This is a genomic window from Natronoarchaeum sp. GCM10025703, from assembly GCF_042661985.1.
Classification (GTDB): domain Archaea; phylum Halobacteriota; class Halobacteria; order Halobacteriales; family Natronoarchaeaceae; genus Natranaeroarchaeum.
On sequence record NZ_JBHSZF010000003.1, the window covers coordinates 70,600 to 92,922 of the forward strand.

General features: G+C 57.0%; 17 protein-coding genes, 1 tRNA gene and 9 pseudogenes. 13 read left to right on the forward strand and 14 right to left on the reverse strand.

Features of this window, described 5'->3' with window-relative positions:
- Positions 1-41: 41 nt before the first annotated feature.
- Complete coding sequence (locus tag ACFQH2_RS19360; RefSeq protein WP_377077178.1) at positions 42-797, forward strand: NAD(+)/NADH kinase; 756 nt, start codon at positions 42-44, stop codon at positions 795-797.
- 236 nt (positions 798-1,033) lie between these two features.
- On the opposite strand, the gene ACFQH2_RS19365 is transcribed toward ACFQH2_RS19360, so the two are convergent.
- The 3 genes and pseudogenes from ACFQH2_RS19365 to ACFQH2_RS19375 form a co-directional block, all read right to left on the reverse strand.
- Complete coding sequence (locus ACFQH2_RS19365) at positions 1,034-1,267, reverse strand: DUF1152 domain-containing protein (RefSeq protein WP_377077272.1); 234 nt, start codon at positions 1,265-1,267, stop codon at positions 1,034-1,036.
- Between the two features lie 7 nt (positions 1,268-1,274).
- Positions 1,275-1,733, reverse strand: a pseudogene (locus ACFQH2_RS19370) (DUF1152 domain-containing protein).
- A 52-nt stretch (positions 1,734-1,785) separates the two neighbouring features.
- Complete coding sequence (locus ACFQH2_RS19375; RefSeq protein WP_377050903.1) at positions 1,786-2,178, reverse strand: NUDIX domain-containing protein; 393 nt, start codon at positions 2,176-2,178, stop codon at positions 1,786-1,788.
- Positions 2,179-2,328: 150 nt separating this feature from the next.
- Here ACFQH2_RS19375 and ACFQH2_RS19380 point away from each other — a divergent pair.
- Together ACFQH2_RS19380 and ACFQH2_RS19385 are read left to right on the forward strand one after the other, a co-directional pair.
- Positions 2,329-2,382, forward strand: a pseudogene (locus ACFQH2_RS19380) (amphi-Trp domain-containing protein); the annotation flags it as partial.
- Positions 2,361-2,570, forward strand: coding sequence for an amphi-Trp domain-containing protein (locus ACFQH2_RS19385; RefSeq protein ID WP_377077274.1), 210 nt, complete (start codon positions 2,361-2,363; stop codon positions 2,568-2,570). The pseudogene ACFQH2_RS19380 and the gene ACFQH2_RS19385, both read left to right, overlap by 22 nt.
- A gap of 24 nt (positions 2,571-2,594) precedes the next feature.
- Here ACFQH2_RS19385 and ACFQH2_RS19390 read toward each other — a convergent pair whose 3' ends face one another.
- From ACFQH2_RS19390 to ACFQH2_RS19400, 3 genes are all read right to left on the reverse strand, one after another.
- Positions 2,595-3,107, reverse strand: coding sequence for a YbhB/YbcL family Raf kinase inhibitor-like protein (locus ACFQH2_RS19390; RefSeq protein ID WP_377050899.1), 513 nt, complete (start codon positions 3,105-3,107; stop codon positions 2,595-2,597).
- Between the two features lie 118 nt (positions 3,108-3,225).
- Positions 3,226-4,461 carry an MFS transporter gene (locus ACFQH2_RS19395; protein WP_377051039.1) on the reverse strand — a complete coding sequence of 412 codons (1,236 nt, stop codon included), beginning with the start codon at positions 4,459-4,461 and terminating at the stop codon, positions 3,226-3,228.
- A 136-nt stretch (positions 4,462-4,597) separates the two neighbouring features.
- The gene (locus ACFQH2_RS19400; protein ID WP_377051045.1) at positions 4,598-4,837 is read right to left on the reverse strand and encodes a hypothetical protein; all 240 of its coding nucleotides are present in this window, start codon (positions 4,835-4,837) and stop codon (positions 4,598-4,600) included.
- Between the two features lie 135 nt (positions 4,838-4,972).
- Here ACFQH2_RS19400 and ACFQH2_RS19405 point away from each other — a divergent pair, with 135 nt between their 5' ends.
- From ACFQH2_RS19405 to hisI, 5 genes and pseudogenes are all read left to right on the forward strand, one after another.
- Positions 4,973-6,124 (forward strand): mandelate racemase/muconate lactonizing enzyme family protein, encoded by a 1,152-nt coding sequence (locus tag ACFQH2_RS19405; RefSeq protein WP_377050897.1) that lies wholly within the window; start codon positions 4,973-4,975, stop codon positions 6,122-6,124.
- A gap of 75 nt (positions 6,125-6,199) precedes the next feature.
- Complete coding sequence (gfcR, locus tag ACFQH2_RS19410) at positions 6,200-6,829, forward strand: transcriptional regulator GfcR (RefSeq protein ID WP_377077180.1); 630 nt, start codon at positions 6,200-6,202, stop codon at positions 6,827-6,829.
- A gap of 544 nt (positions 6,830-7,373) precedes the next feature.
- A pseudogene (locus ACFQH2_RS19415) lies at positions 7,374-7,727 on the forward strand (4a-hydroxytetrahydrobiopterin dehydratase).
- Positions 7,728-7,944: 217 nt separating this feature from the next.
- Entirely contained in the window at positions 7,945-9,288 is a 1,344-nt protein-coding gene (locus tag ACFQH2_RS19420) for a ribonuclease J (protein WP_336331141.1), read from the forward strand.
- Between the two features lie 66 nt (positions 9,289-9,354).
- Positions 9,355-9,732 (forward strand): phosphoribosyl-AMP cyclohydrolase, encoded by a 378-nt coding sequence (gene hisI / locus ACFQH2_RS19425; protein WP_336331142.1) that lies wholly within the window; start codon positions 9,355-9,357, stop codon positions 9,730-9,732.
- Positions 9,733-9,751: 19 nt separating this feature from the next.
- Here the strand turns inward: hisI and ACFQH2_RS19430 are convergent.
- The 5 genes and pseudogenes from ACFQH2_RS19430 to ACFQH2_RS19450 all read right to left on the reverse strand — a co-directional run bounded on the left by ACFQH2_RS19430 (position 9,752) and on the right by ACFQH2_RS19450 (position 13,797).
- Positions 9,752-9,826, reverse strand: a tRNA-Met gene (locus ACFQH2_RS19430).
- Positions 9,827-10,080: 254 nt separating this feature from the next.
- Positions 10,081-10,536: a YbhB/YbcL family Raf kinase inhibitor-like protein gene (locus ACFQH2_RS19435; protein ID WP_336331143.1), complete on the reverse strand. Its 456-nt coding sequence runs from the start codon at positions 10,534-10,536 to the stop codon at positions 10,081-10,083.
- A 121-nt stretch (positions 10,537-10,657) separates the two neighbouring features.
- Positions 10,658-11,883: pseudogene (locus ACFQH2_RS19440) on the reverse strand (phage integrase SAM-like domain-containing protein).
- 632 nt (positions 11,884-12,515) lie between these two features.
- Positions 12,516-12,941, reverse strand: coding sequence for a hypothetical protein (locus ACFQH2_RS19445; protein ID WP_377050892.1), 426 nt, complete (start codon positions 12,939-12,941; stop codon positions 12,516-12,518).
- Positions 12,941-13,797: pseudogene (locus ACFQH2_RS19450) on the reverse strand (ParA family protein). The gene ACFQH2_RS19445 and the pseudogene ACFQH2_RS19450 overlap by 1 nt, the downstream one beginning before the upstream one ends.
- Before the next feature lie 925 nt (positions 13,798-14,722).
- Here ACFQH2_RS19450 and ACFQH2_RS19455 point away from each other — a divergent pair.
- The gene (locus ACFQH2_RS19455) at positions 14,723-14,965 is read left to right on the forward strand and encodes a MarR family transcriptional regulator (RefSeq protein WP_377050888.1); all 243 of its coding nucleotides are present in this window, start codon (positions 14,723-14,725) and stop codon (positions 14,963-14,965) included.
- Between the two features lie 11 nt (positions 14,966-14,976).
- Here the strand turns inward: ACFQH2_RS19455 and ACFQH2_RS19460 are convergent.
- Positions 14,977-15,642, reverse strand: a pseudogene (locus ACFQH2_RS19460) (BREX system ATP-binding domain-containing protein); the annotation flags it as partial.
- Between ACFQH2_RS19460 and ACFQH2_RS19465 the strand changes: the two are divergent.
- A pseudogene (locus ACFQH2_RS19465) lies at positions 15,639-16,832 on the forward strand (type B DNA-directed DNA polymerase); the annotation flags it as partial. The pseudogenes ACFQH2_RS19460 and ACFQH2_RS19465 sit on opposite strands and share 4 nt — an antisense overlap.
- A 173-nt stretch (positions 16,833-17,005) precedes the next feature.
- Positions 17,006-18,274, forward strand: a complete 1,269-nt coding sequence (locus ACFQH2_RS19470) for an orc1/cdc6 family replication initiation protein (protein ID WP_377077182.1) — start codon at positions 17,006-17,008, stop codon at positions 18,272-18,274.
- Positions 18,275-18,937: 663 nt separating this feature from the next.
- On the opposite strand, the gene ACFQH2_RS19475 is transcribed toward ACFQH2_RS19470, so the two are convergent.
- A complete protein-coding gene (locus ACFQH2_RS19475) occupies positions 18,938-19,261 on the reverse strand; it encodes a hypothetical protein (protein ID WP_377050884.1) in 324 nt (107 codons plus the stop codon).
- Positions 19,262-19,281: 20 nt separating this feature from the next.
- Positions 19,282-20,256: pseudogene (locus ACFQH2_RS19480) on the reverse strand (IS1595 family transposase).
- 194 nt (positions 20,257-20,450) lie between these two features.
- Between ACFQH2_RS19480 and ACFQH2_RS19485 the strand changes: the two are divergent.
- Positions 20,451-21,377: a helix-turn-helix transcriptional regulator gene (locus tag ACFQH2_RS19485; protein ID WP_377050882.1), complete on the forward strand. Its 927-nt coding sequence runs from the start codon at positions 20,451-20,453 to the stop codon at positions 21,375-21,377.
- Positions 21,374-22,176: pseudogene (locus ACFQH2_RS19490) on the forward strand (DUF6036 family nucleotidyltransferase). The gene ACFQH2_RS19485 and the pseudogene ACFQH2_RS19490 overlap by 4 nt, the downstream one beginning before the upstream one ends.
- Positions 22,177-22,323: the final 147 nt, after the last annotated feature.

The window sequence follows — 22,323 nt, forward strand, 5'->3', positions numbered from 1 at the left end:
CTCGGTTGCGTAAGAACAAGAGGACTACCGTGCGCTATTACGTGATCTCGAATGACGAGACCCACCAGGAGGAGTGGGAGACAACACTCGAAGAACAGGGATTCGATGTCGTCGAGGAGTACGACCCCGACGCGATCATTATTACGCTCGGTGGCGATGGGACGATTCTCTACGCTACAAGGGCTTGTTCCGATCCGACGATCCTGCCGGTGCGAACAGGCGACTCGAAAGGGTTCAAGACACAGCTCGATAGTGACCAGCTGGTAGAGACGCTCGATAGGCTCGAATCGGAAACCAACGAAGATACGTACACAATCAGAGAGCACCGCAAGATTGCCGCCTACCACGACGGGACACAACTCCGCGGAGAATTCACCGCAATAAACGAGGTGAGTGTCCACCATTCGTCGCCGACTCTCGCAGCAGTGCTCACGATGCGGATTCAAGACGGAGGCGATTACTATGAATTCGATCGAATCGTCGGTGATGGGGTACTCGTAGCGACGCCATTTGGATCGACAGCCTACTATCAGTCGATCACTAACGGAACGTTCTCTGAGGGGCTCGGCGTCGCATTCAACAACGTCCACACGCCAGTCGAGACGCCGGACTATCTAGTGCTCTCGGCGGACGCCGTCGTCGAGGTCGAAATGCTGGAATCCGAGCACGCCTCCAGCGCGGTCCTCACACGAGACAACGCTGAAGAGACGTACGAACTGACCGTTGGCGAACCGATCGAGATTCGCCAGGCTGACGAATCCGTCGAGATACTTGAGCCGCTGGTTCCAGATAGCTGAGTTCCGCCGTGTGAGTCAGGAGTTGGTAAGCCGCTGGCGTTCCGTCTCGAATTCCGTCTGGAGTCCCATCTCGTTGAGTGCTGTCGTCGCCTCGTTCAGTCCGTCCCTCGAACGCAAGCCGCGATACGGGACGATGTCGCCACGGGTGCTGGATCGAAGTATAACGTGACAGGACTCGTCGGAGTCAGTTGAACCGCAACCTCGCCGTCCCGAATCTGCCGCAGCCCAAAATTCCCTCAAGCCGCCTCGATGGGAACTCCGCTCGCCTCAGTCTCGACGTGAGCGAGCACGTCTTCGAGTTCATTTCGCACATGGGGTGTCAACCCCCACGCGTCCAGCAGGCCATCGCGGCTGGCAATCGCCTCGAATCGCACTTCGAGTTCGTCGAGTGTGAGTTCACCGTCGCTCCCGTACCCAAAGACGCCGAGACAATCGGCTGTCTCAAGGTCGTCGAGGGCGACCAGTCCGATACGTCCGTCACCGGACTCCGAAGGCCTGGTTCGTCTCCCCTCGCGAGGACGTCACACCCGCGTCGACACCGACGACGAGGTCGATGTCCAGCTGCCGGGCAGCCGCATCGATTCCCCGGCGGACGGCATCGACACCGTGCGAAATGTCGATGAGTGCCGTGTCGGTATCGTAGTGGCGAGCGACGAGCGTCTCCGTGAATTCGAGCCCGTCCTGCGTTCACGTCTCAGCGCTCGCGAGCCCGACTGTCTCGCTGAGACGGTCGAGACCACCGATCTCGTCGAAGGACCGCGGACCAGGACGGGTATCCTTCGGCACGGGTTCCCACGCGATACCGCCGAGGAGGACATCGAGTCCGTGCTGTTCCAGTAACCGAGCGGTCGGAAGACTCCCGACGATATCGCCGCTCCCACCGATACCGAACACGAGTGCGGAGTCGAAGTCGAACAGCGCCTCGAGGGAGTCCATATATGCGTCTTCGAGAGCTACTACGAAGAACGATACGCCGGCAACACACCGGTCACTCACGCAACGCGTCAGTGACGATCTGTTCGTGATCGAATCCCATCTCGGGCAGATTCTCCGGATCGAACGTCTCCACTTGCGCGGCTTCTTCACGAGGCGTCGGTGTTTGGTCACCACGAGGCGTACATCGATACGCTGCACTCACGTTTCCGCGCTCGTCTCGGTCGGGATCATCGTAGAGGCCGACGAACCCGTCAATAGTTACGTCGAGACCGACTTCCTCCTTCGTTTCTCGGATACACGCTTCCCGTGTAGTTTCATCCGGTTCGACGAGTCCACCGGGAAGGACCCACGATCCTTCGAACGGTGGATGATTTCGTTCGAGAAGGACAACTTCTCCATCGATTACGATTACAGCGTCGACCGTCAGTGCCCGTACATCGACCATACGGACTGGTTCAATAACGGGGCACTAAGATGTGCAGGACAAACAGCCAGAGCTCAGAAAACTCCAGCCGAGACAATTCTCTGGAGTACGATCTCTGAGTATGAGAACGAGGGACATACCATATTAGGCTAGGGGCCGTAGAGCTAACTGATGCCCGAAGAAGTACTCTTCAAGACTGAAGAATCGCGCTCCCGGTCGGAGATCGCCGAAACGCTCGTCGCTGCTGCCGAGCAGATCGAAGCAGGGACAGTCCAGCAGAGAGTACGGATCAATCAGAGACTGTCACTGTTCCCGAGGAACCGACGTTCGAAGTCGAGCTCGAACGTCTCACCGACTCGGAAACCGGAGAACAACGATACGAGCTCGAATACGAGCTTCACTGGACGGAATAAGCGCCCCGATACTGGGACCGATCCTCAAAAGGCGGTTCCCTGAGACGCCTCGTAGGTGCCGACGAGCTGCGTCGCTGCGAGAATCTCAGCCTCCATCGCGATCGCCGACCCCAGCCGTGCTTTCCGCGTCTCCTCGGGCATCTCAAGTTCAGAATCGAGCGCGAGGAGCTTGAACCGGTAGTCGTGACTTCCCTCCGGCGGCGAGGGTCCACCGTATCCCTGTTCGACGTAGTCGTTGTAACCCTCGACAGCGCGAACAGCGTCCCAATCCTCCGGAATCGTTCCGATATTGGGGTCGATGTCCCAGGCCAACCAGTGGTCCCACGTGTGGCCGGCGACGGGCTGTGCATCGGGGTCGTCAAGCACTAACACCAGGGCTTCAGCCTCAGCCGGAACGCCGCTAATATCGAGCTGTGGATTGGCGTTCTCGTTGACGTAGCCGGTCGAATCAGGCATCGGTTCGCCGTCATCGAAGGCAAAACTCGTCAGTTGAAGATCGTCTTGCTGCTCGATATCTCCGTGGAGTGGTGTTGACATATCCTATCGACCTCCGTAGTGGGCGACAGACAGGGCAGTCACCCCTCAAATAGATGGTAATGTGATGGTCTCTTAATAGTTCAGGATTGAGACAGAGCTTGGTTTTCAGAATGGCCACTCACCACTGACGAAGGGCGCGTGACCCGTGTTCCCACGAGAGAATTCCGAGGAACGTTGCGACGCCCGATAGCGCGGCGAATCCGCCGACGAAGAACACCCACTCGATGCCAAACTGACCCATCACCCACCCACCGGCGAGCGGGGCGAGGACGCTTCCGGGTTTCCAGACCAGTGAGCGAACGCCGAAGCTACTCGTAATGCCCTCGCCTTTCCCCTCGTCCGCGAATAGGGCCATACTCGCAGGTTCCCGGAATGCGTCTGCGATACCGAGCAATCCATTCAGAATCAGGACTACGACGACGGCACCAGTGATCTCTCCTGCCATCGGGACGGAGAACGTGAGAAGTCCATCGAACGTCGACGCGAACGGGAACGCGAGTGCGATCAGCCCGTAGGCGCCGCCACCGGCGAAGACGAACAGCGCTCGACCCTGCCGGTCCGAGAACCGACCTGTGATCGGCTGACAGACCATGTTCGTCACCTTCTCGGTTGCGAGGACTGCACCGACAACGACAGTACCGTACGCGAGCCCGCCTTGGGCAGCCGACACGCCGACGAAAATGGGCACCCACTTGCGAACGAGGGAGACAGCGACGGCATACTGAGCGCGAAAGCTGGTGAGCGTCACGATCCGGCGATTCACTGCGAGATCGGTGAATGCGAAGCCGGTAATCGTGGTCTCATCACTGTCGACGAACAGCCAGATACTCACAGCGGCGACAACCAAGAGGACCGTCAACATGCCAAATAGGATATCAAATCCGGTGAGTGCGAAGAGAATACCGGAACCGATCGTCCCCGCGATACCCGCGGCCATCCGAAAGGCGTTGTACTTACCGATGAGATTCGCACGGCCGTCGTTCGGGGCGAGTTCTCCAACGAGGGCGAGCCCCAACAGTCCTGTACCTGTGAGACCGAATCCCTGGAGAAACCGTGCCGCGAGGAATCCAGAGATGGTCGTGACGCGGGCGAGCGCCAGATATGCCACGGCACTCACGATCAGCGCCCCAACGAGGAGCAGCCGCTTGCTATACCGATCACCCGCCCAGCCGAGTGGAACGATACCAACCGTCCGGGCGAGTTCAAGCGCGGTGATGAAGAGGCCGATCGTCACGCCGGTTGCCCCGAGCGCATCGATGTAGTCCGGCAGAAGCGTCAGGACTGTCATGAACCCGAAACTGGTGGCGAATCGAGTGAGGTAGAGCGAGGAAAACTGCAACTCGTCGTTCGTCACAGCCATATCAAGTCAGGATTTCGTCGACATCGCAAAACGGGTTCCGAAACCGAAGTCGAATCAGAGTAGACGTACATCGCTGGCCCCCGATACTCTGTCCCCGCTCGCTCATCCGTGGAGTTCGGGATGGCACCATTCAATCTGCGCCCTCGAAAATGATGATCGCGACCGAGAGACCGACGATGGCCGAGAGGGGTTCGGGGCCACCAAAGGCTTCGAGGCCAACAACATCGAGACCCTCAGGACCGACGAGAATTCCAGCGAGAATAAGAAAGAGCACGCTCGGGATCTCCAGCCGGTCGGCTAACACCTGGGCTGCGACACCCAGCCCTAAGATGGTCACGACGAGGGGAATCAAACCGGTCCCGGAACTCACAGGGAGCGCACCTATCTGAACGAAACTGCTCCCGATATAAAATCACCGTGAAATTCCTGTCCGGCGATTCCAGCAGATTTCTTCTGATTGTATCGAAGTCGGAACGGCTTTTTCAATCCTTCAGAAAGTATCCCTATGCGAGTAACTGACGTCGAGACGTTCGTCGTCGACGCCGACTGGCGGAACTGGTTCTTTGTCCAGATCAAGACAGACGAAGGTATCACCGGTGTCGGTGAGGCACTAAGTGGTGAAGGACTGACCGCAGCCCTCGAAGCCACCGCAGAAGCACACAAGCACTACGTGATCGGCGAGGACCCGCTGAATCGGAAACAAATCAATCGAAAGCTCCGGCGCTATCCCTTCGCGTGGCGAGCCGGGAAGCTCATCAACGCGGTCGCTGCGGCAATCGACATCGCACTCTGGGATATCGCCGGCAAGCACTACGGCGAACCGGTCTGGAAACTTCTTGGCGGCAAGGTTCACGACGAGATCCCCGTCTACGCAAACGGCTGGCACATCGGCGACCGCACGCCAGAGAACTACGCCCATCATGCCGAGAAGGCGGTCGACGAACAAGGATATCCAGCACTGAAGTGTGACCCGTTCGCCCACTACGAACACTCTTTGACCGATGCGCAGCTCAACGAAGTCGCCGACCTCCTCGACGCCGTTCGAGACGCCGTCGGGTGGGATATCGGTATCGCCCTCGACTGTCACGGTCGGTTTACCCGCCGGGGAGCAATCGAGGTCGCAGACGCGCTCGAAGAGTACGACATCATGTTCCTCGAAGAGCCGGTCGAACTCGAAGACCGTGAAGTGATGGCTGACGTAACCCAGCACGTCAATATGCCCGTCGCCACCGGCGAGCGCATCTACAATAACGAGACGATGGAAGATCTCGTCCGGAAGCAGGCCTGCGACATCATCCAGCCGGACGTGACGAACTACGGAAGCCTCCGAGAAGTCCAGCACGCCGCAGCGATGGCGGACGCTCGATACATGACGATCGCACCGCACAACCCGAACGCCGGTGTCAGTACGGCTGCGTCAGTCCATCTGTGTGCCGGACTCGAAAATCTTGAAGTCCTCGAACATATGAGTCGAGACGTCGAGTGGGGTGACGAAATCATCGAACACGAGTACACCGTGGAAGATGGAGTTATCGAGGTGCCAGATGAACCGGGACTCGGTGTCACATTCCATCCGGACGCGGCTCGTGAGTATCCCGGAGAGCCAAAGGATAGTCACAGCCTCTTCGACAAGGAAGGAGCACTCAAACGTCCATAGTCCTTCACACTGTACCTTTTAGGACGAGCAGCCAGGCCGACACACGTAAAACGTACCACTCCAAGTTCGAGACAGATGAAGAATGTTGATGATCTCATTTCGGATGCTGCTTCCTTAGCCAATCGAGGGGTGTCAAAGGGCGAAATCGCAGACGAGCTGAACGTCTCTCGTGAAACTGCCAGCTGGTTGGTCGAACGGAGTAAATCGACGACCCGAGATACTCAATCGGTAGACACAAAGAAACCTCACGATATTCATGTAGATTGGAATGCCATCGGGCGTGATAGCACACGGTTAACGCATATTGGAAACGCGATGGCTAATATGCTCCCAAACCAACATCAAGAACCAGCACTCACGGTCGGTATTGAGAAAGCCGGGACACCGCTCGCAACCGTCGTGGCCCAAACACTCGACACTGGTCTCGCTACGTACACGCCACGCAAACATCAATGGGAGAACGGTGATATCGAGGGTCTCGAGGGTAGTTTCTCGCGGAATTTTTCCAGTGTCCATGGATACGATTGCCATATCGTTGATGACACGATTACTGGTGGAACGACGTTACGCGAAACTATTGAGGCGATAACCGATACAGGGGGAAACCCAGTCGCTGCAGCTGTACTGATCGATAAACAGGGAGTCGAGGATATCGATGGTGTTCCAATATATTCCCTCATTGATGTTCTATCCGTTAATGCATAATCACTAGTCTACGGGCTACCAACGAACCCCCGACTCAATTCGTTGCGGCCTGAACTGTATGTCGATTTTAAGCCCGCAACAGGATACCGTTTGCTGGAACAAGATGGATCTGAAAGAGACAGTCAGTGGTTATCAAGTTCTGTAACTTTTGTTGTAAGGCATTCTGGACACTGAATGCGCTGGGGAGCAGTCTGAGACTCAAATTCCGTGTTACATTCAGTACAACAGTAATGATGTGTTGTAGCAGACGACTCACTGAGTCCGAGGACACGCCGGATGTTCTGAAACACAGCCATTCAGCATAGAAGGTGAACCGGCCGTAGACAAATCATTACTGGAGGAGACGTTCCGGGAAACGCGTTAGTAGATCGTTCAGCCGAATCGGACAATACGTCTTGTTTTACTGAATCAAGAAAAGCATACTTCCTTGAGGGATCAGAATAGCTACCGTTCCTACTCCCCGTCATCGAAGTGTAAGTCCTGGCATCGTCAACCCTTCCGACGACGACCAAAGTACAAACAGGAGGCGAGTGTAAACGGAGATATGGCATCGGCACTGGCAGACGAAGCGTGTGAAGCGTGTACGTCAGAGGATAAGCCGCTCACCGAGGCTGAATACTCGGAGTACCTTGCCGAACTCGACGAAGACGTGTGGGAAGTAGTAGACGAACACCACCTCAAAGGGACCTACGAGTTCGACGATTTTCGTGACGCACTCGAGTTTACCTACGAAGTCGGCGAACTCGCCGAGGAAGAATAGCATCATCCAGATATCCACCTCCAGTGGGGAGAGGTAAAAATCGAGATGTGGACGCACAAGATCGACGGCCTCCACAAAACCGACTTCGTGATGGCGGCACGAATGGATCGAATCCACGAAGAGTACGCCCCAGAGTAACGATACTATATACGACGCCCGAATCCACGGGTATTTACGTTGGGACCGCCAGTTTTCACGTAACCGAAATACGCGTTGTCCCCGGGAAGGTCAAGAAGTCCAGATACATCGACTAATGGTCACAGATTGACCTGCTGTCGAAGCCAGCTTCACACCGGCTCTCCTTCACCAGGCGGACTTTGACGAGTTCTGGGATCGCTCTGATCGGACCCCGACTATGGAAATCGAAATCGCAACTATTGGCGGCTACGAGGAAGTCGGCCGCCAGATGACAGCCGTCCGTGCCGGCGACGACATCGTCGTCTTCGACATGGGTCTCAACCTCTCGAAAGTACTGATTCACGACAACCTCCAGACGGAGGAGATGCACTCGCTCGACCTCATCGACATGGGTGCCATCCCTGACGACCGGGTGATGAGCGACCTCGAGGGCGACGTACAAGCGATCGTCCCGACGCACGGTCACCTCGATCACATCGGTGCAATCAGCAAACTGGCGCATCGCTACGACGCTCCGATCGTCGCCGCGCCGTTCACCCTCGAACTCGTCAAGGAAGAGATCCAAGACGAGGGGAAGTTCCAGGTCCAGAACGACCTCATTGAGATGGACGCCGGCGAGACGATGCCAATCGGCGAACGGTGTGAACTGGAGTTCGTCAACGTCACGCACTCCATCATCAACGCCATCAACCCAGTCCTCCACACGCCCGAAGGTGCCATCGTCTACGGGCTGGACAAACGCATCGACCACACCCCCGTTATCGGTGACCCCATCGATATGAAGCGGTTCCGCGAAATCGGCCGCGAGGGTGAAGGCGTTCTCTGTTACATCGAGGACTGCACCAACGCGAACAAGAAGGGACGAACGCCGAGCGAAGCTGTCGCGCGGAGCCAACTCCGGGACGTCATCCAAAGCCTCGAAGACTACGACGGCGGGATCGTCGCGACGACGTTCTCGAGCCACATCGCTCGCGTCACGAGTCTGGTCGAATTCGCCGAAGAGATCGGGCGCCAGCCCGTCCTGCTCGGCCGGTCGATGGAGAAGTACTCGGGGACGGCCGAGCGCGTCGGCGCTGCGACCTTCCCCGACGACCTCGGCATGTACGGGCACCGGAAGTCCGTCGATCGGGCCTTCAAGCGAATCATGAACGAAGGTAAGGAGAACTACCTCCCGGTCGTAACGGGCCACCAGGGCGAGCCGCGCGCGATGCTCACGCGGATGGGACGCGGCGAGACCCCGTACGAACTTGACGACGGCGACAAGGTCATCTTCTCGGCTCGTGTGATTCCGGAGCCGACGAACGAGGGGCAGCGCTACCAGTCCGAGAAGCTTCTCGGGATGCAGGGTGCGCGTATCTACGACGACGTCCACGTCTCCGGCCATCTTTCCCAGGAGGGCCACTACGCGATGCTCGATGCGCTTCAACCGCAGCACGTGATCCCGTCACACCAGGACATGAAGGGGTATTCTGGCTATGTCGACCTCGCCGCAAAGCAGGGCTACAAACTGGGGCGTGATCTCCACGTCACCTCGAACGGGAACATCCTCCAGTTGGTCTAACCTCAAGCGAAGAGATCAGCTCGGGAAATAACAACTGGTTTCCCGAGTCTGTCGTATCGTAAGAGTATGCAGGACGAACGCCTCGACGTCGAACTCGACTTCGGTGAGGATGGACTGATTCCCGCGATTGCACAGGACGCCGAGACGGGTGACGTGCTGATGCTCGCGTACGTGTCCCCGGAGGCGCTCGCGGAAACCCAGAACACGGGGCTTGCTCACTACTACTCTCGGAGTCGCGACGAACTCTGGCAGAAAGGCGGCTCCAGTGGACATGTCCAACAGGTAAAGGAAATCCGCGTCGACTGTGATGGTGATGCGCTTCTCTATCGAATCGACCAGGAAGGTGGAGCGTGTCACACGGGCTATCGCTCCTGCTTCTATCGAACGATCGAAGGCGAGACCGTCGGCGAGAAAGTCTTTGAACCGGACGAGGTCTACGAATAGCGGTTGTGTCGGCGTGAAATAGCAGGAGGTGGATTTGAACCACCGATCTCCAGGTCATGAGCCTGGTGGAATCTCCGAGCTATCCTATCCCGCTACATACTACTCTACGAAAGTCGCGGATAAGCGTTGAGAAGTCGTCTTCGTGTGGGAATTAGTCACTCGATTTGTCGCTCGACTGCGTCCATCGCCAAACAACCTCGCCGGATGTAGCTGTGTATTCGCCCTTCGATCGGGCACTACAATTCTCACACACCAGCGTGAAAATTCCATACTCGTCGGTCTCAACCTCCTGTTGGGTACTGCAGTCCGGGCAGGTTACAGTTGAGTCAGCCATTGTCAGTAGCGCACCTATGGAGCAGCCGTGCCCTCGAGCCGAGTCTTATCGAGGATATTCCCGACAACTGCATCTACGAGTTCCTCTTTTTCTGTCACAGAGGGGAGCCCGAGCGTGGTCTCTAGGGCGTATAAACGGAAGCGGTAGGTCTGTTCCTGGCCGGTCGGGTTGGGTCCACCGTATCCGTGTTCTCCAAAGTCGTTTTGACCTTCTGTCGCCTGTTCGGGATCCCACCCTTCAGGAATCTCTTCCCGTGTTGGCGGAATATCCCACACGAGCCAATGGTTCCAGACATCTTTGCTCGAGGAACTGGGGTTCGGGCTATCGACGATCAACACCAGCGAAGCGCTCTCCGCTGGAACACCTTCGATTGTCAGTGGCGGGTTGATGTTCTCCTCCGTATAGCCGTAGCGATCCGGAATCCGACCGCCATCCTCGAACGCCGGACTTCGTAAGATCAGGTCTGTCATATGTCATCACCGTCTGGCGTATCGACTCCGATACGAAAGACATGTAGGAATTCTATGGCCGGCTGAAAAAGCTTCGTAAGCCGTTAAGAGCAAACACTGTACGAGACAATAGATAATTCAATCACAAATCAATTTCTTCGAGGGCTTCAGTAGCTACGTCTCCGAGCTCACCAGCTTCAATATGCGAGTACCGCTCCCGAACCATCTCCTCCGAGTTGTCGAGGTAACGGGCTGCTACAGTGTATCCGAAAGCCCGGACGAGCACCTCACCCATCCCGCGGCGCCCCCCATGAGGTGCAAGATAGTCGTGTTTCGGATGGGCGATGTCGATTTCGGCGGCCTCCGAGAACCGTTGGAGAATCGACCGTGCGCCGTCCGTCGTGATTGACGGCGGCCGAATGTCCTCATCGAGCGCAAGCAGGAGGTCCCGAGCGTACACCTCACGCCGCTCGTCGATTGCATCCGGGCGTTCTCCTCGTTCGGCAGCTCTTCCGAGAGGAGCTCCGCGAGCGTCCGTTGGTCGAACGTCGGAAACACCGGCCACCGCTCCGTCGGTGGGTTCATCAGCTGGCGATAACTTCGCAGCGGAGAAATCACTGGATCGGGGAGACTCGCGGCGTCCCACTGCTGTTTCTTCCGGTAGACGTCCATACTCCCGTCGTCAAGGGAGAGGTCCTCCCAGCGGACGCCGCGCCGGCGTGGGTCGTTTGGGTCCCGAAGGAGTTCCCCGACCCGAACGGCGGTGTACGCGAGAACGAACACCAAAGCCCGGTCACGAGCCGCCTTCAGCGCCTCGTAGCGTGCTCGCTGCTTGTCGAGAGTGTCAGTATCCTCTGGGAGTGTCGTGTACGCCTCGACGGCGTCACGAGCCCGTTCGTCGACGTGGCGGGTGAGGGCGTGGCGCTGTTCGGACGTCCAGGCCTGCTGGTCACCGGGCTTGCGGCCGTCGTCCTCCGGCAACGGCGCCATCGCACTCGCCCGCTGCGCGTAGTGGGCCTCAAGATATCCTTCGTTGACGCACCAGCCGCACCACGCAGAGATATAGCGATAATAGGTTTGTACCGTATTCTGCTTGAGTCCCCGATCTCCACCGAGATGTCGGGCGTACTCCCGAAACACGCGTTCGTCGAGATCGTCGAAGGTTGGTTTGCGGTCGACATCGTCGGAGACGATCCCGGTCCAGTCGTCGGCGCCGCGGTCGCCGGCGGCCCACTCGGCGAACCGTTCGAGCTCGCGTGCAGCGTTACGTCGATAGTTCCCACCGTCGCCGCCGCGGCCTTTCCCCTTGTCTTGGAGGTAGCGCTCGAAGCTATCGTCGAGCGGCGTCGAAAGCGCTCGATCAGGCATCCACCGGCCCTCCACCGTCCTGTAGACCCGGTCTCGGTGCCGCTACCCGGGGGAAGCGCCGTCGTGAGGCGGTTGCAGCATTCGTGCTTCACCGACGGCGGCGGGGTACTTCAAAGTGGTCGTGATTACCGGCGTAATCATGATCATTCTCTAAATCAATAGTATCGATAGATTCCAGGGTATAGGACCCACAGAGGACGAATTATCGTGCAGTAGACATCTATATACCATATCCTGCTATACAAAATATTGACCGGTTTAGAACAATTCGAGTGCGAGCAACAATGCATTTAGTAGCGACTTTGCGCCCTGGATGAGTATTCTTGCTATAGACCCTATACTCCGCTCGTGGGGTTCGTCAGGGCATCTAACATCAGGTAGAAGATTTCAAAGAGAATCTCAATCCAAGCAGGAGAAGTCGTTGGTGCTGTTCCCAGTGTTGCCCCGTGCGCCCCGCCGAGTGAGAACCCGTGCGGACCTCCAAAGGTGCCACCTGTCATCTATGGCTTCCTTTCTCACCCTAATAGATAAACATGAGGCGACGCCAGTATAGCGGAATTAGTCGGCGGTCACAACAACATTTTAGAAAACAGGTATTACTGAACTGGCGGAGGGCTGTTCCTTTTCAACTGTTACAGATCATAGCCCCATTCGCGGAGCTTTGACGCGATCAGATCAGGGTGTTCGTGTGCGACCGCGATTGCCGCCTCACGGTAATCAGACTTGTAGACCATCTCGCCGAGTTCCTCCTCCAGCTTATCGAGTGCATCTTCCTCGGCGTCAGTGAACTGCTCGCGGAGGAAAAACGGCACCTGCTCGCGGTCAGCGTTGACGTTCTCCCGCCGAAGCGTGTACGGGATCGACGACCGATCAAGGCGATTGTCAGGATCAGAGCTGCCCGACGGGGTGGCGTCCTGCGCAGACGTCGCGTCGGACGTATCGCTTGCGTACTCGTTAGGGATCGGCTCATCGACCGCTTCCGATTCAGAGTCGTCGTCCTCTGAGTCGTCCGAGTCCTCTCCGAGTCCCGCGTCCTCGGTGCCGGATTTGAGGCCCATTAAGCAGTCACCTCCGGCGCATCGAGGTCGGCCTGCGCTTCGAGGTGGCGTGCAAGATCGTCGAACTGATCAAGTGTATCGAGTTCGTGCGTGCGCTCGCGGGTTCGGTGCTTGTCGACATACATTTGTGGGCTACATTGTTGTTTCCAGCATCCTTCCATGAGCGACCGGCGTTCACCGATCACGACCGGGACAGGGTATGGGCTCGATTGTAGTTCGTCGAGAATCTCCTTCTGGTCATTTGTTCCGGAATAGCCGACCGGGACGACCGCGAGAACGCCGACGCCGACATCAACCTCGCGTTCGAGGCCGTTGACAAGATCGTCAAGACCGCTGATCGATTCCTGGCCTTTCGCCGTCGCCTCGAACGGAATCACGACGTTTCGTACCGCGACGAGCGCGTTATACAGGACCGGCCCTGCCTTTCCGGCCGTGTCGACGATTAGGACGTCGTAGTGGTCGCTGACGTTCGCCTCTTTCAGCACCCGGTGGAGTTGGTGATACATGCTGTACGAATCCCCGAGGCGTTCAGCCTGCTCTTTCTCGTTGAGCAGAAACTCGGGAAGGTCCTCGAGCATGTTGTGTGACGGGATTAGGTCGACGCCGTGTTCGACCGTGTGGGCGAGATCGTGGAAGTCGCCGCCCGGACGACCAGCCATGTGGCGAACGAGGTTGTCAAGCGACGAGTCGCCGCGGTCGTATTCCGGCCCAAAAAGTACGTCAAGCTGCCGTTCTGAGTGTCCATGTCGATCGCCAGCACATCGTGTCCGGCGCGAGCGTGTTCGACTGCCAGCGTCGCAGCGCTCGTCGTCTTGCCGACGCCGCCCGCCTCAGACACAGGTGTATAGGTGAGCATCTACCAGATAGTTGTAGCCCATATATATAAAACTCAGTCAGACGTTATAACTACAAATTACAACTATACTCCATAGCTATAATCACTAACTGGCAGACACAACATGTTCTATTGAAAAATAACACCGAAGAGAAATATGCTATAGGTATAAAATATAACTATACTCTATAACTATAGCTACTACCTATATCCAAGACAGTCAACACACGCGATCGGGTACACGGGTAAGGTACGACAAAATGCTGGCGTGTTGATGGAGTGATGACTGATGACCCCACAAGGTGCAGCGGGGAGGAGCGTACTCATACTCATTCACCGATTTGGAAATATACTTCGAGCAATTACAATCAGGATCACATACTCCTCAATACGAGGAGTGACTGTTACGACTTTCGCGCGGTCGTTGTAATCAATAATATCGTATTTGGCAAGCTTTGGCAGGTGGTTCTGAATTAACCCATTATATACTGATTCATAATCTTCGGTAGTGACTTCTCGTGGTGAAATCCCATTTTCGACGCCTCCAATCACCCTGCCAGATGTCTGACTTCGATATCCTGTTCATACCCGAATAGGAATAAGTAATTTAATAGAAAGACTCGCCGTTTATTTCCGAGTATTCCAAGGACATTCGACACGCTACCGGGGTAATGAACAGTAGACGTCATACACGATCTCCTCGAGTTCCAGTCGGTGGCTTATTCCGATTCTGACCGTCGGATTTTTGCAGTTTGTCGGTTTGGATGGACATGCTGTCTGTCTCAGGCAGCGCGGGTGCGGTGTCTCCAGCACCGCCCTCGTTTCTGAGGGACCGCGCTTCATACCATCCACTCTCTCCCAGGTCCTTAATTCTAACGTAGTAAATTGCTCTGTTAGAAAAATGCAGAAGGATACGACTATACGAACTGATGCGTATTCGTCACACATGACTAATGAGGAATACGCTCCGAGCGAAAACGAGGAAGAAATCCTGAATGTTTTGAAAGAAGGGCGGAGTTCATCTCAACCCTGGGGACGAGCGAATCCATTATTCCTACGGGAACAAACCGGACTAAACAAACAGCAGATAAATTATGCACTTAGGCAACTCATCGCTGCTGGATGGATAACAAAGGTCACAGAGGGGCTTTATGAATTCGTGGACGATCCCCGAAATGGTAACGCCTGAATTATTGAGTATCAGACCTTTCCTTCGACCCAAGCAGCTGTAATTTTATTTTCCTGCGATTCTGCGGCATCATCGAGGATGCGGCTACACATAGATAGGACCTGTCGGATATTGCCTTGTGATGTTTGGAGAATTAAATCCAACGCCTCCTCAGAGAATGGGTCTATCCCCTCATTTTTATCAGAAGTGACCCTCTCTTGATCTAAATAATCACTCACCAACTCATAGAGGTTCTCACTGGTGAGAGGCTTCAGAGCCACTTCCTCGCCGATGCGCTCCGAGAACGCGTGATACTCGCTCATGACGTCCTGCCAGACTTCGGGAGCACACCCGAACAACATACAGAGGCCCGAACTGTTCTGATCCATCAGGTGCCGAATACTGTTGAGTGTTGCCTGTTCATCCTTAGGTGAGAGTCGTGCGATGCTCTCGAACTCGTCGACGAAGACGAAAATACCGGTATAGCCGAGTTCGAGCAGCATATTTTTGAGTGCGGTGAAGGCCCGAACACCCATCGTGTCGTCGTCGAGTGCGCTGTGAATTTCCATCTCCTTGCGCTGCTCGTATCGAATCCCCTCAGCGGTGAGCCACTGCCACGCGTAGAGATTCGTGTCCTCGTACACCATGTGGATGATGGCACGTGCAAAATCGGCGAATTTCGTAACATCGCTGAGGCGGCTTCATCTTCGCGCCCGAGGTCGGCCTCCACGAGAACGTCCACGAACTCGACTTCTCCTCGTTGTATCCGAACATCATCTGTACGCGGAACGTCTCGCCGGACGTCATCCGATGTAGCTGCCACAGCGACCGCGACGACATCCCCGGCCTCGGATACTCGATCTGCGACGACCGGGGCTACCTCGTCGACGTGCTACAGCCGGTCATCGACGCTCGCGACGAGATCAAGGCGGCCATCCGTCGCGAGAAGGATCTGGACAATCCTGACGAGGATCGGCTGGCGGAACTCGAGGGGCGGTCGGGAGCGCTGAAGTGGATCCTCGTCGCCTGCTTTGGGTATCAGGGGTTCAGCAACGCGAAGTTCGGCCGTATCGAGTGTCACGAGGTAATCAACGCGTTTGCTCGCGAGATTCTGCTGACGGCGAAACAACGGCTGGAAGCCGGCGGCTGGCGCGTCGTCCACGGCATCGTCGACTCCATCTGGGTAACCCCGGACCCTGACGTCGACGACGAGGACCGCGAGGACCTCGAGACGCTCGCGACGGCAATCACGGAAGAGGTCGAGATCCGGCTCGAACACGAAGCTCACTACGACTGGGTGGCGTTCGTGCCGCAGCGCGAGAGCGACGCCGGCGCGTTGACAAAGTACTTCGGGAAGGTCGCCGGCGACGACGATTTCAAGATACGCGGTATCGAAGCTCGGCAGCGCTCAACCCCACCGTTCATCGAGGACATCCAGCGGGACTGTCTCGAACGGCTCGATGCAACTCGATCTCCGGACGCCGTCCTCGACTGTCTCCAGGACGCGATCAAGCGCCTCCACGCTGGAACGGTGCCGGTCGAGCAGCTCGTCGAACGGAATCGTGTCTCCAAGCCGCTGGAAGGGTACACGCAGAACACGCAGAACGTGGCGGCGCTGAAGCGGGCTCGGGCCCAGGACCTCGCTATCCACCCGGGACAGGACATCGAGTACGTGGTCGTCGACGACGAGAAGAGTTCGCGAGAGCGGGTCGCGTTGGCCCACGAAGAGGTAGAGTCGTACGATGCGGCGTACTACGAGACGCAACTCGTCAGAGCGGTCGAGAGTGTGCTGGCACCGCTTGGCTGGGATCGGACAGACATTCGACGGAGACTCGCAGAGACACGAGAGCTGGAGCTGACGGAGTTTACAGCAGCCCGGAACGGATGAGTAGTCTCAAATCTCTTTTGAGGTGAGCAAAATCACAAGTGGGCGACGAGGTCGATCCCATTCACACTCTGGGGGGTCCTGCTCTCTGGAACACCCCCGGAGTGTGAATGGAGGCAAATCAATCACACCGAGGGTAGACAACCTATATGTGAATGGGGTGAATTGGTCTGCTTATGCCAAACAACGATTCCACGCAAACAACCGTCGACGAGATATTAAATGTCGACGAGGGGGATAGCGAAGATGAATCGGATATTTTTGAGAAACCGTGGTTGCTCGAGATCGATAACGTTCCTGACGCCAATCGAATTGTCGGACGAGACGACCGTATCACGTTCTTGGCCAAGAATCTCCGAAAGATGCGGACAAACAGCGTCCCGGATAACGTCCTGGAGTGGGGAGAAACCGGGACGGGGAAGACACTAGTTGCAAGACACGTCTGCGAGCGGCTCGAAGCAGCAACTGCAGGAACGGACTCCCCGATCGTTACCGCATACATTAACCCGGACCCCATCTCTACGTATACCTCCACCTTCCGAAAGATTGCAGAGCAGGTGAACGCGAAAGCAGAGAACCCGCTTGATGTCCCCTATCAGGGCCTCTCAGCCGAGCATTATCGGGATCAGAAATTGTGGCCCGTTGTTCAGAGGGAGTTCTCTGGCGGCCTCGTCGTCATCATTGATGAAATCGACAAGCACGGAGAAGTCAACGAGGTCCTCTACACGCTATCACGGACACAATCAAAAGACGACGTTGACTTCCCAGTCGTTACAATCGGGATTCTGAACGACATCGAATTCAAAGGAGAAATCGAGTCACGGGTTCAATCGACTCTCCAGCCAGAACACCGAACGTTCACGCCGTACGAAGAAGACCAGATCATTGCAATCCTCGAAAATCGACGGGACGCATTTTATGACGGTGTCCTCGATGAGGAAGTGATTCCAACCACAGCTGAACTCGCAGCTGAAGAACACGGTGACGCTCGACGAGCAGTCCGATTGTTCCGGAATGCGGGCGAGATCGCCGACGAAGAAGGCGATGATATCGTGACCGCGAATCACGTTCTCGAAGCTGACGAACTCGTCGAAGTTGAGCTCTTTATGGAGATGGTGAAAGGGACTCCGTTGTCCGGGAAATTACTCCTGTTTGCTCTCACACGTCTTGACCGGAATAACCCGGAGAAAGAATGGTTCCGGACGTCAGAGATTCACGAGGTTTACCAAACAGTAGCACGGGATGTCGAAGTAGAGCCCAAGGGGTACAATCGTGCGCTTGAGCTTCTGAACAAGCACGTAACGACAGGAGTTCTCGAATCGAAAAAGAAGGAAGGCGGAGATCAGGGGAAGTTCAGGTCGTATTCGCTCCAAGGAGACGTCGAGAGTACACGAACTGGACTGATCAACTCGACGCCGGAACTCCAGACGTTGATGGGATGGTGACACCCCCACCCCTCGGTGTGAATGGTCCCCCATAGGATACGACGGTTGTAGAGATAGAGCAGGAGTCGAGGAAGCAGGGTCGTTTGTCTGAAGAACCTAGTACGGCACGGAGAGCGGCTTACACGTTCTTCCCCGGCAGCTGACCCGACCCGCTACTGCACCGCACCGCAGCTGTAGTTATCTTTATTATACTACAGTCTAAACAGTCCTCCGAGTAGTTGCATTCTGAAAGGCGAGGCCTTGTGCCGAAGCCGAAGGTTCGCCACTGAGGCGAGAACCCTCCCTACGGCGTGAGGACTTCTGCTGTTAAGGGCTTCTTAATCGCGGTACCCTGGGTGGTGGACCATTCACACTGAGGGGTGTGGGGGTAAACGAGGCGTAATCTATCCCCGTGTTGCTCTGTCTTCTCTCGGCATGAAGTCTCGTTAGAGAGTGGCAGTTGGTAGACCATTCACACTGAGGGGTGTGGGGGTAAACGAGGCGTAATCTATCCCCGTGTTGCTCTGTCTTCTCTCGGCATGAAGTCTCGTTAGAGAGTGGCAGTTGGTAGACCATTCACACCGAGGGGTGTCGGGTAAACCGATCCCATTCACACTCTGGGGGTGTCATCTGCTATGCTATGAATCACGTTGAAACGAACATCTGGCTCCAGTTCAATCTCGTCTACTCGTCGGGATTCACCGGCCCTTTGTACTTCGACGTCACTGAATCTCCTTCCCGCCACTGCCAGTAGTAGTAGCGGTTGTCGTTGATTTCCTTGATCGTGATCGTCGCCTTTGCCGGCACGTCCTCTGGGAGGTCATCGGGGCGCTCCTCCACGTCGGCGTCGTCCACCACCTCCTCGAGACGAGCTTCCCGCTCTTTGTGTTCGGCCAACGCCTCAGCGTAGCTGGCAACGTCCCGAAGATGCTCCGGTGTGGCTTCATTGAGCGTGTTGACGATCTCCGTCGGGAGGTTCGCCGGTGGGGTCGGGGGTTCGTAGGACATGGGCTACTCACGTGTCGCTCTTATGTAGAATTGCGGAAAGCCCCGATAATGAGACAGTCAACGATTGACTCGGTGGATGCACCTGCTAGAGTCAGTGAGCGCACGATGCCGAAGGTGTGAGCGGCCTGTTCCAAGCCTTGCTTGGACAGGCCGCGGAACTTCCGTAGCCACGGCTGGACGAGCGAAAACAGGCATTCAGCTTGGTTAATATGGACGCCTTCTGGCGATACGTACCGCTCTTTGTGTACGACCGTTCGGTGGTCACGCTCCATCTCGCGGTATGCTTGAGGCCATCGGTCCAGACCTCTCCCAGTGGCTGGGAGAGGTCTTCAGCCAGTTGGATCACTGGTTCCAGGTCGCCGCTGTAGTCAATCCCACGCTGTCCACGGAGCACGCGAAGCGAGTCGCGGCACGCCGCGACGAGCGTCAGCTGGTCACCGTGACGGCCTCGCCAGCGCGACCGCCCAGTTTGGGACGAGCCGCCGCGAGAACGGCTGTTCCGCGGCGGCTCTTTCCTTGTAGCCCGAACAGACCTCCCCAGACTCGTCGACTTGGGTCGGTCCGTCGATGGTCTGGTCGAGGAGACGCCAGACGACGGGGAAGCCGCGATGGATCGCGGCTTCCACCTCCCGAATTGCCGTGTGAACGGTAGTGTAGACCCGATCGAGCAACGGCGCGATCTGGTTGATACTGAGCAACGTATCGGCGTAGAGGGTGAACGCGAGAAGCACCTCGCCGCAAGAGAGGTGCTTCTCGTGAAACGGCGTTCCGTAGGTGTACACCGGCTTGAAGTTGCAGTCACGGCACCAGACACGGTCGAGATGCGGCCACGTTTGAACGGCGGTGTGGCCGCAGCGTGGACAGGACGTCTCCTCCCAGAAATCCTTGAGTCGCCGCTCGATGCGGGCATCGAGCGGCTCCGTGTCGATCTTGACGACGCCCAGCTCGATCAGCTCTCGAAACATCGCGCCGAACGCCGGCTGAGCAGAAGCCATATCACCAGATTAGCGCCGGTTCAGTGTAATGATACGGTCTTTCCGTAGCTTTGCATAAGAGCGTCACGTGTTAACCAACATGGCCCACGAATCCATAGTTTTGTTGGTTAAGATGATGGAGACGGTTCTCGCGATTGCTGGCTGTAACACTACTCGAAACTTCTTTATATACAAGTTTCGTACTATGTTACACAGTGCTCCGGCGTATCGAACTCGAGGTCCTCGCGACGGTCGACCGCGGCGACACGATCTCCGAGCTCGCGACGAAGCTCGACCACAGCGAGAGCTACCTCTCTCGTGCCGTCGGCGACCTCGTCGAGAAGGGGCTCGTCTACACGGAACGCGACGGCCGTCGAAAACGAGTCGTCCCGTCAGATGCTCGCGCCGTCGAACTCTATCAGGACCTCGTCCGCCAGCACTCCCACATCGAGTTCCCCGAGCTACTGACCGGCAAGTCACTCGAGGTGCTGTACTACCTCGACCAACCGCGAACCGTCTCCGAGATCGCCGACCAGAGCGACAACTACCGTAACACGGTCAACCGCGTCCTCAAGCGGTTTCGCGACCGTGGTCTCGTCGGGACGGCCAACGGCCACTACGAGTTCAACGCTGACTTCGGCCGCCTCCACGAGTTCGCCCGGGAACTCGCACACCATCTGCATCGCCAACGCCTCGAAGCCGTCGCCCCGAAGGGCACGATTCTCTGGGAGGACTACGACGAATCCCTCGCCCAGGCCGAAACGGAGATCGACGCGGAGGCGTTCCACGAAACCGGCCTCGCTCGATTCGCGGCCTATGACCTCCAGTTCCTGCTCACCGGCCACCGCTACTACTTATACTCTGAGGACCTCGACGCAGTCTCGCCGGCGGAGCTCTGCTGTCACACGCTACTGATCGACGACAGCAGCCGCCACCGCTCGTACTGTCTCCTCCTGCTCAGCCACGTCGACGTCGACGAGGCGGACCTCCGAGAGCAGGCGGCGAAGTATGGCCTCGAAGACGAAATCGACGCCTTGCTGCGCTACCTCGAGACGCACGGCGAGGTTGATGACGAGCAGCTCCCGGAGTGGGACGAGTTCCAGGAGCTGGCGACTGACTACGAGGTGCCACTACCATCATGAGACCAACATTCGGACGCGAGTACATCGAGAACGAATTCCAGCGAATCGGAGACGGGCTATCTGAACCGCTCACGGTCTACCTGATCGGTGGTGGCGCGATGTCGCTGCGCGACTTCAAGGGGGCGACGAAAGATATCGACCTGGTCGTCCCAGATGGCGATGCGTACGGCCAGCTGTGGGCCGTCCTGATGGACCTCGGGTATGCGGAGGTTCAATCGCTGGATCCAGATTACCGGGCGCAGGGGCGACGAGCTGCGTCGAGAACGACGATGGGTGTCGCCTCGACATCTTCAACCAGCAGGTCGCGAACAAGCTCGTGCTCACCGACGGTATGCAAGAGCGCAGTGAGCCGTTCCTCAACCTGGATCGACTGACGATCCGGCTGGTCAGCAACGAGGATATCTTCCTGTTCAAGGCGATCGCAGGCCGCGACGACGACATCGAGGACATGAATATGCTCGTGCAGGCCGGCCTCGATTACGACGTCGTCCGGGATGAACTCGAAGCCCAGATCGAACGTCTGGGGGACGATCAGTTCGCCACGTTCGCGAATGAGGCCCTGGTCGAACTCAAGGAGCGGTACGGGGTGACCACGCCGATCGAGGCCCGCGTCCAAGAGCTCACGAATAGGTACTACCGGGGGCTCGAAGTCCTCCAGTCACTCGACGAGCCGATGACCGTCGACGAACTGGCCGCCGAACTGGAGCTGGATGCCGAGGAGGTTCACGACCGGATCGCGTATCTCTCAACGTTCGACCGGGTCCGTCGAGATGACGGGACTGTTCGCCCGAGAGAATAGTCCTCTCTCCGCCCCTACGCAGAGGGAAGCCGGCCATCTGGGCGAGGCACAGGCCGCGCTTGATTTCGTGATCGACGCGGCGCAGATGCTTGTAGCCCCCTCGGGTGAGCGCTGCTGCCAGTCGGGACAGGTACACGACTCGTCGAC

Bases quoted from the DNA above. Each gene is read 5' to 3' on its own strand.
- ACFQH2_RS19445 (WP_377050892.1), bottom strand. From the start codon at position 12,941: ATGGGCCTCAAATCCGGCACCGAGGACGCGGGACTCGGAGAGGACTCG.
- gfcR (WP_377077180.1), top strand. From the start codon at position 6,200: ATGAAGAATGTTGATGATCTCATTTCGGATGCTGCTTCCTTAGCCAAT.
- ACFQH2_RS19420 (WP_336331141.1), top strand. From the start codon at position 7,945: ATGGAAATCGAAATCGCAACTATTGGCGGCTACGAGGAAGTCGGCCGC.
- ACFQH2_RS19435 (WP_336331143.1), bottom strand. From the start codon at position 10,536: ATGACAGACCTGATCTTACGAAGTCCGGCGTTCGAGGATGGCGGTCGG.
- ACFQH2_RS19475 (WP_377050884.1), bottom strand. From the start codon at position 19,261: ATGTCCTACGAACCCCCGACCCCACCGGCGAACCTCCCGACGGAGATC.
- hisI (WP_336331142.1), top strand. From the start codon at position 9,355: ATGCAGGACGAACGCCTCGACGTCGAACTCGACTTCGGTGAGGATGGA.
- ACFQH2_RS19455 (WP_377050888.1), top strand. From the start codon at position 14,723: ATGACTAATGAGGAATACGCTCCGAGCGAAAACGAGGAAGAAATCCTG.
- ACFQH2_RS19405 (WP_377050897.1), top strand. From the start codon at position 4,973: ATGCGAGTAACTGACGTCGAGACGTTCGTCGTCGACGCCGACTGGCGG.
- ACFQH2_RS19375 (WP_377050903.1), bottom strand. From the start codon at position 2,178: ATGGTCGATGTACGGGCACTGACGGTCGACGCTGTAATCGTAATCGAT.
- ACFQH2_RS19390 (WP_377050899.1), bottom strand. From the start codon at position 3,107: ATGTCAACACCACTCCACGGAGATATCGAGCAGCAAGACGATCTTCAA.
- ACFQH2_RS19470 (WP_377077182.1), top strand. From the start codon at position 17,006: ATGCCAAACAACGATTCCACGCAAACAACCGTCGACGAGATATTAAAT.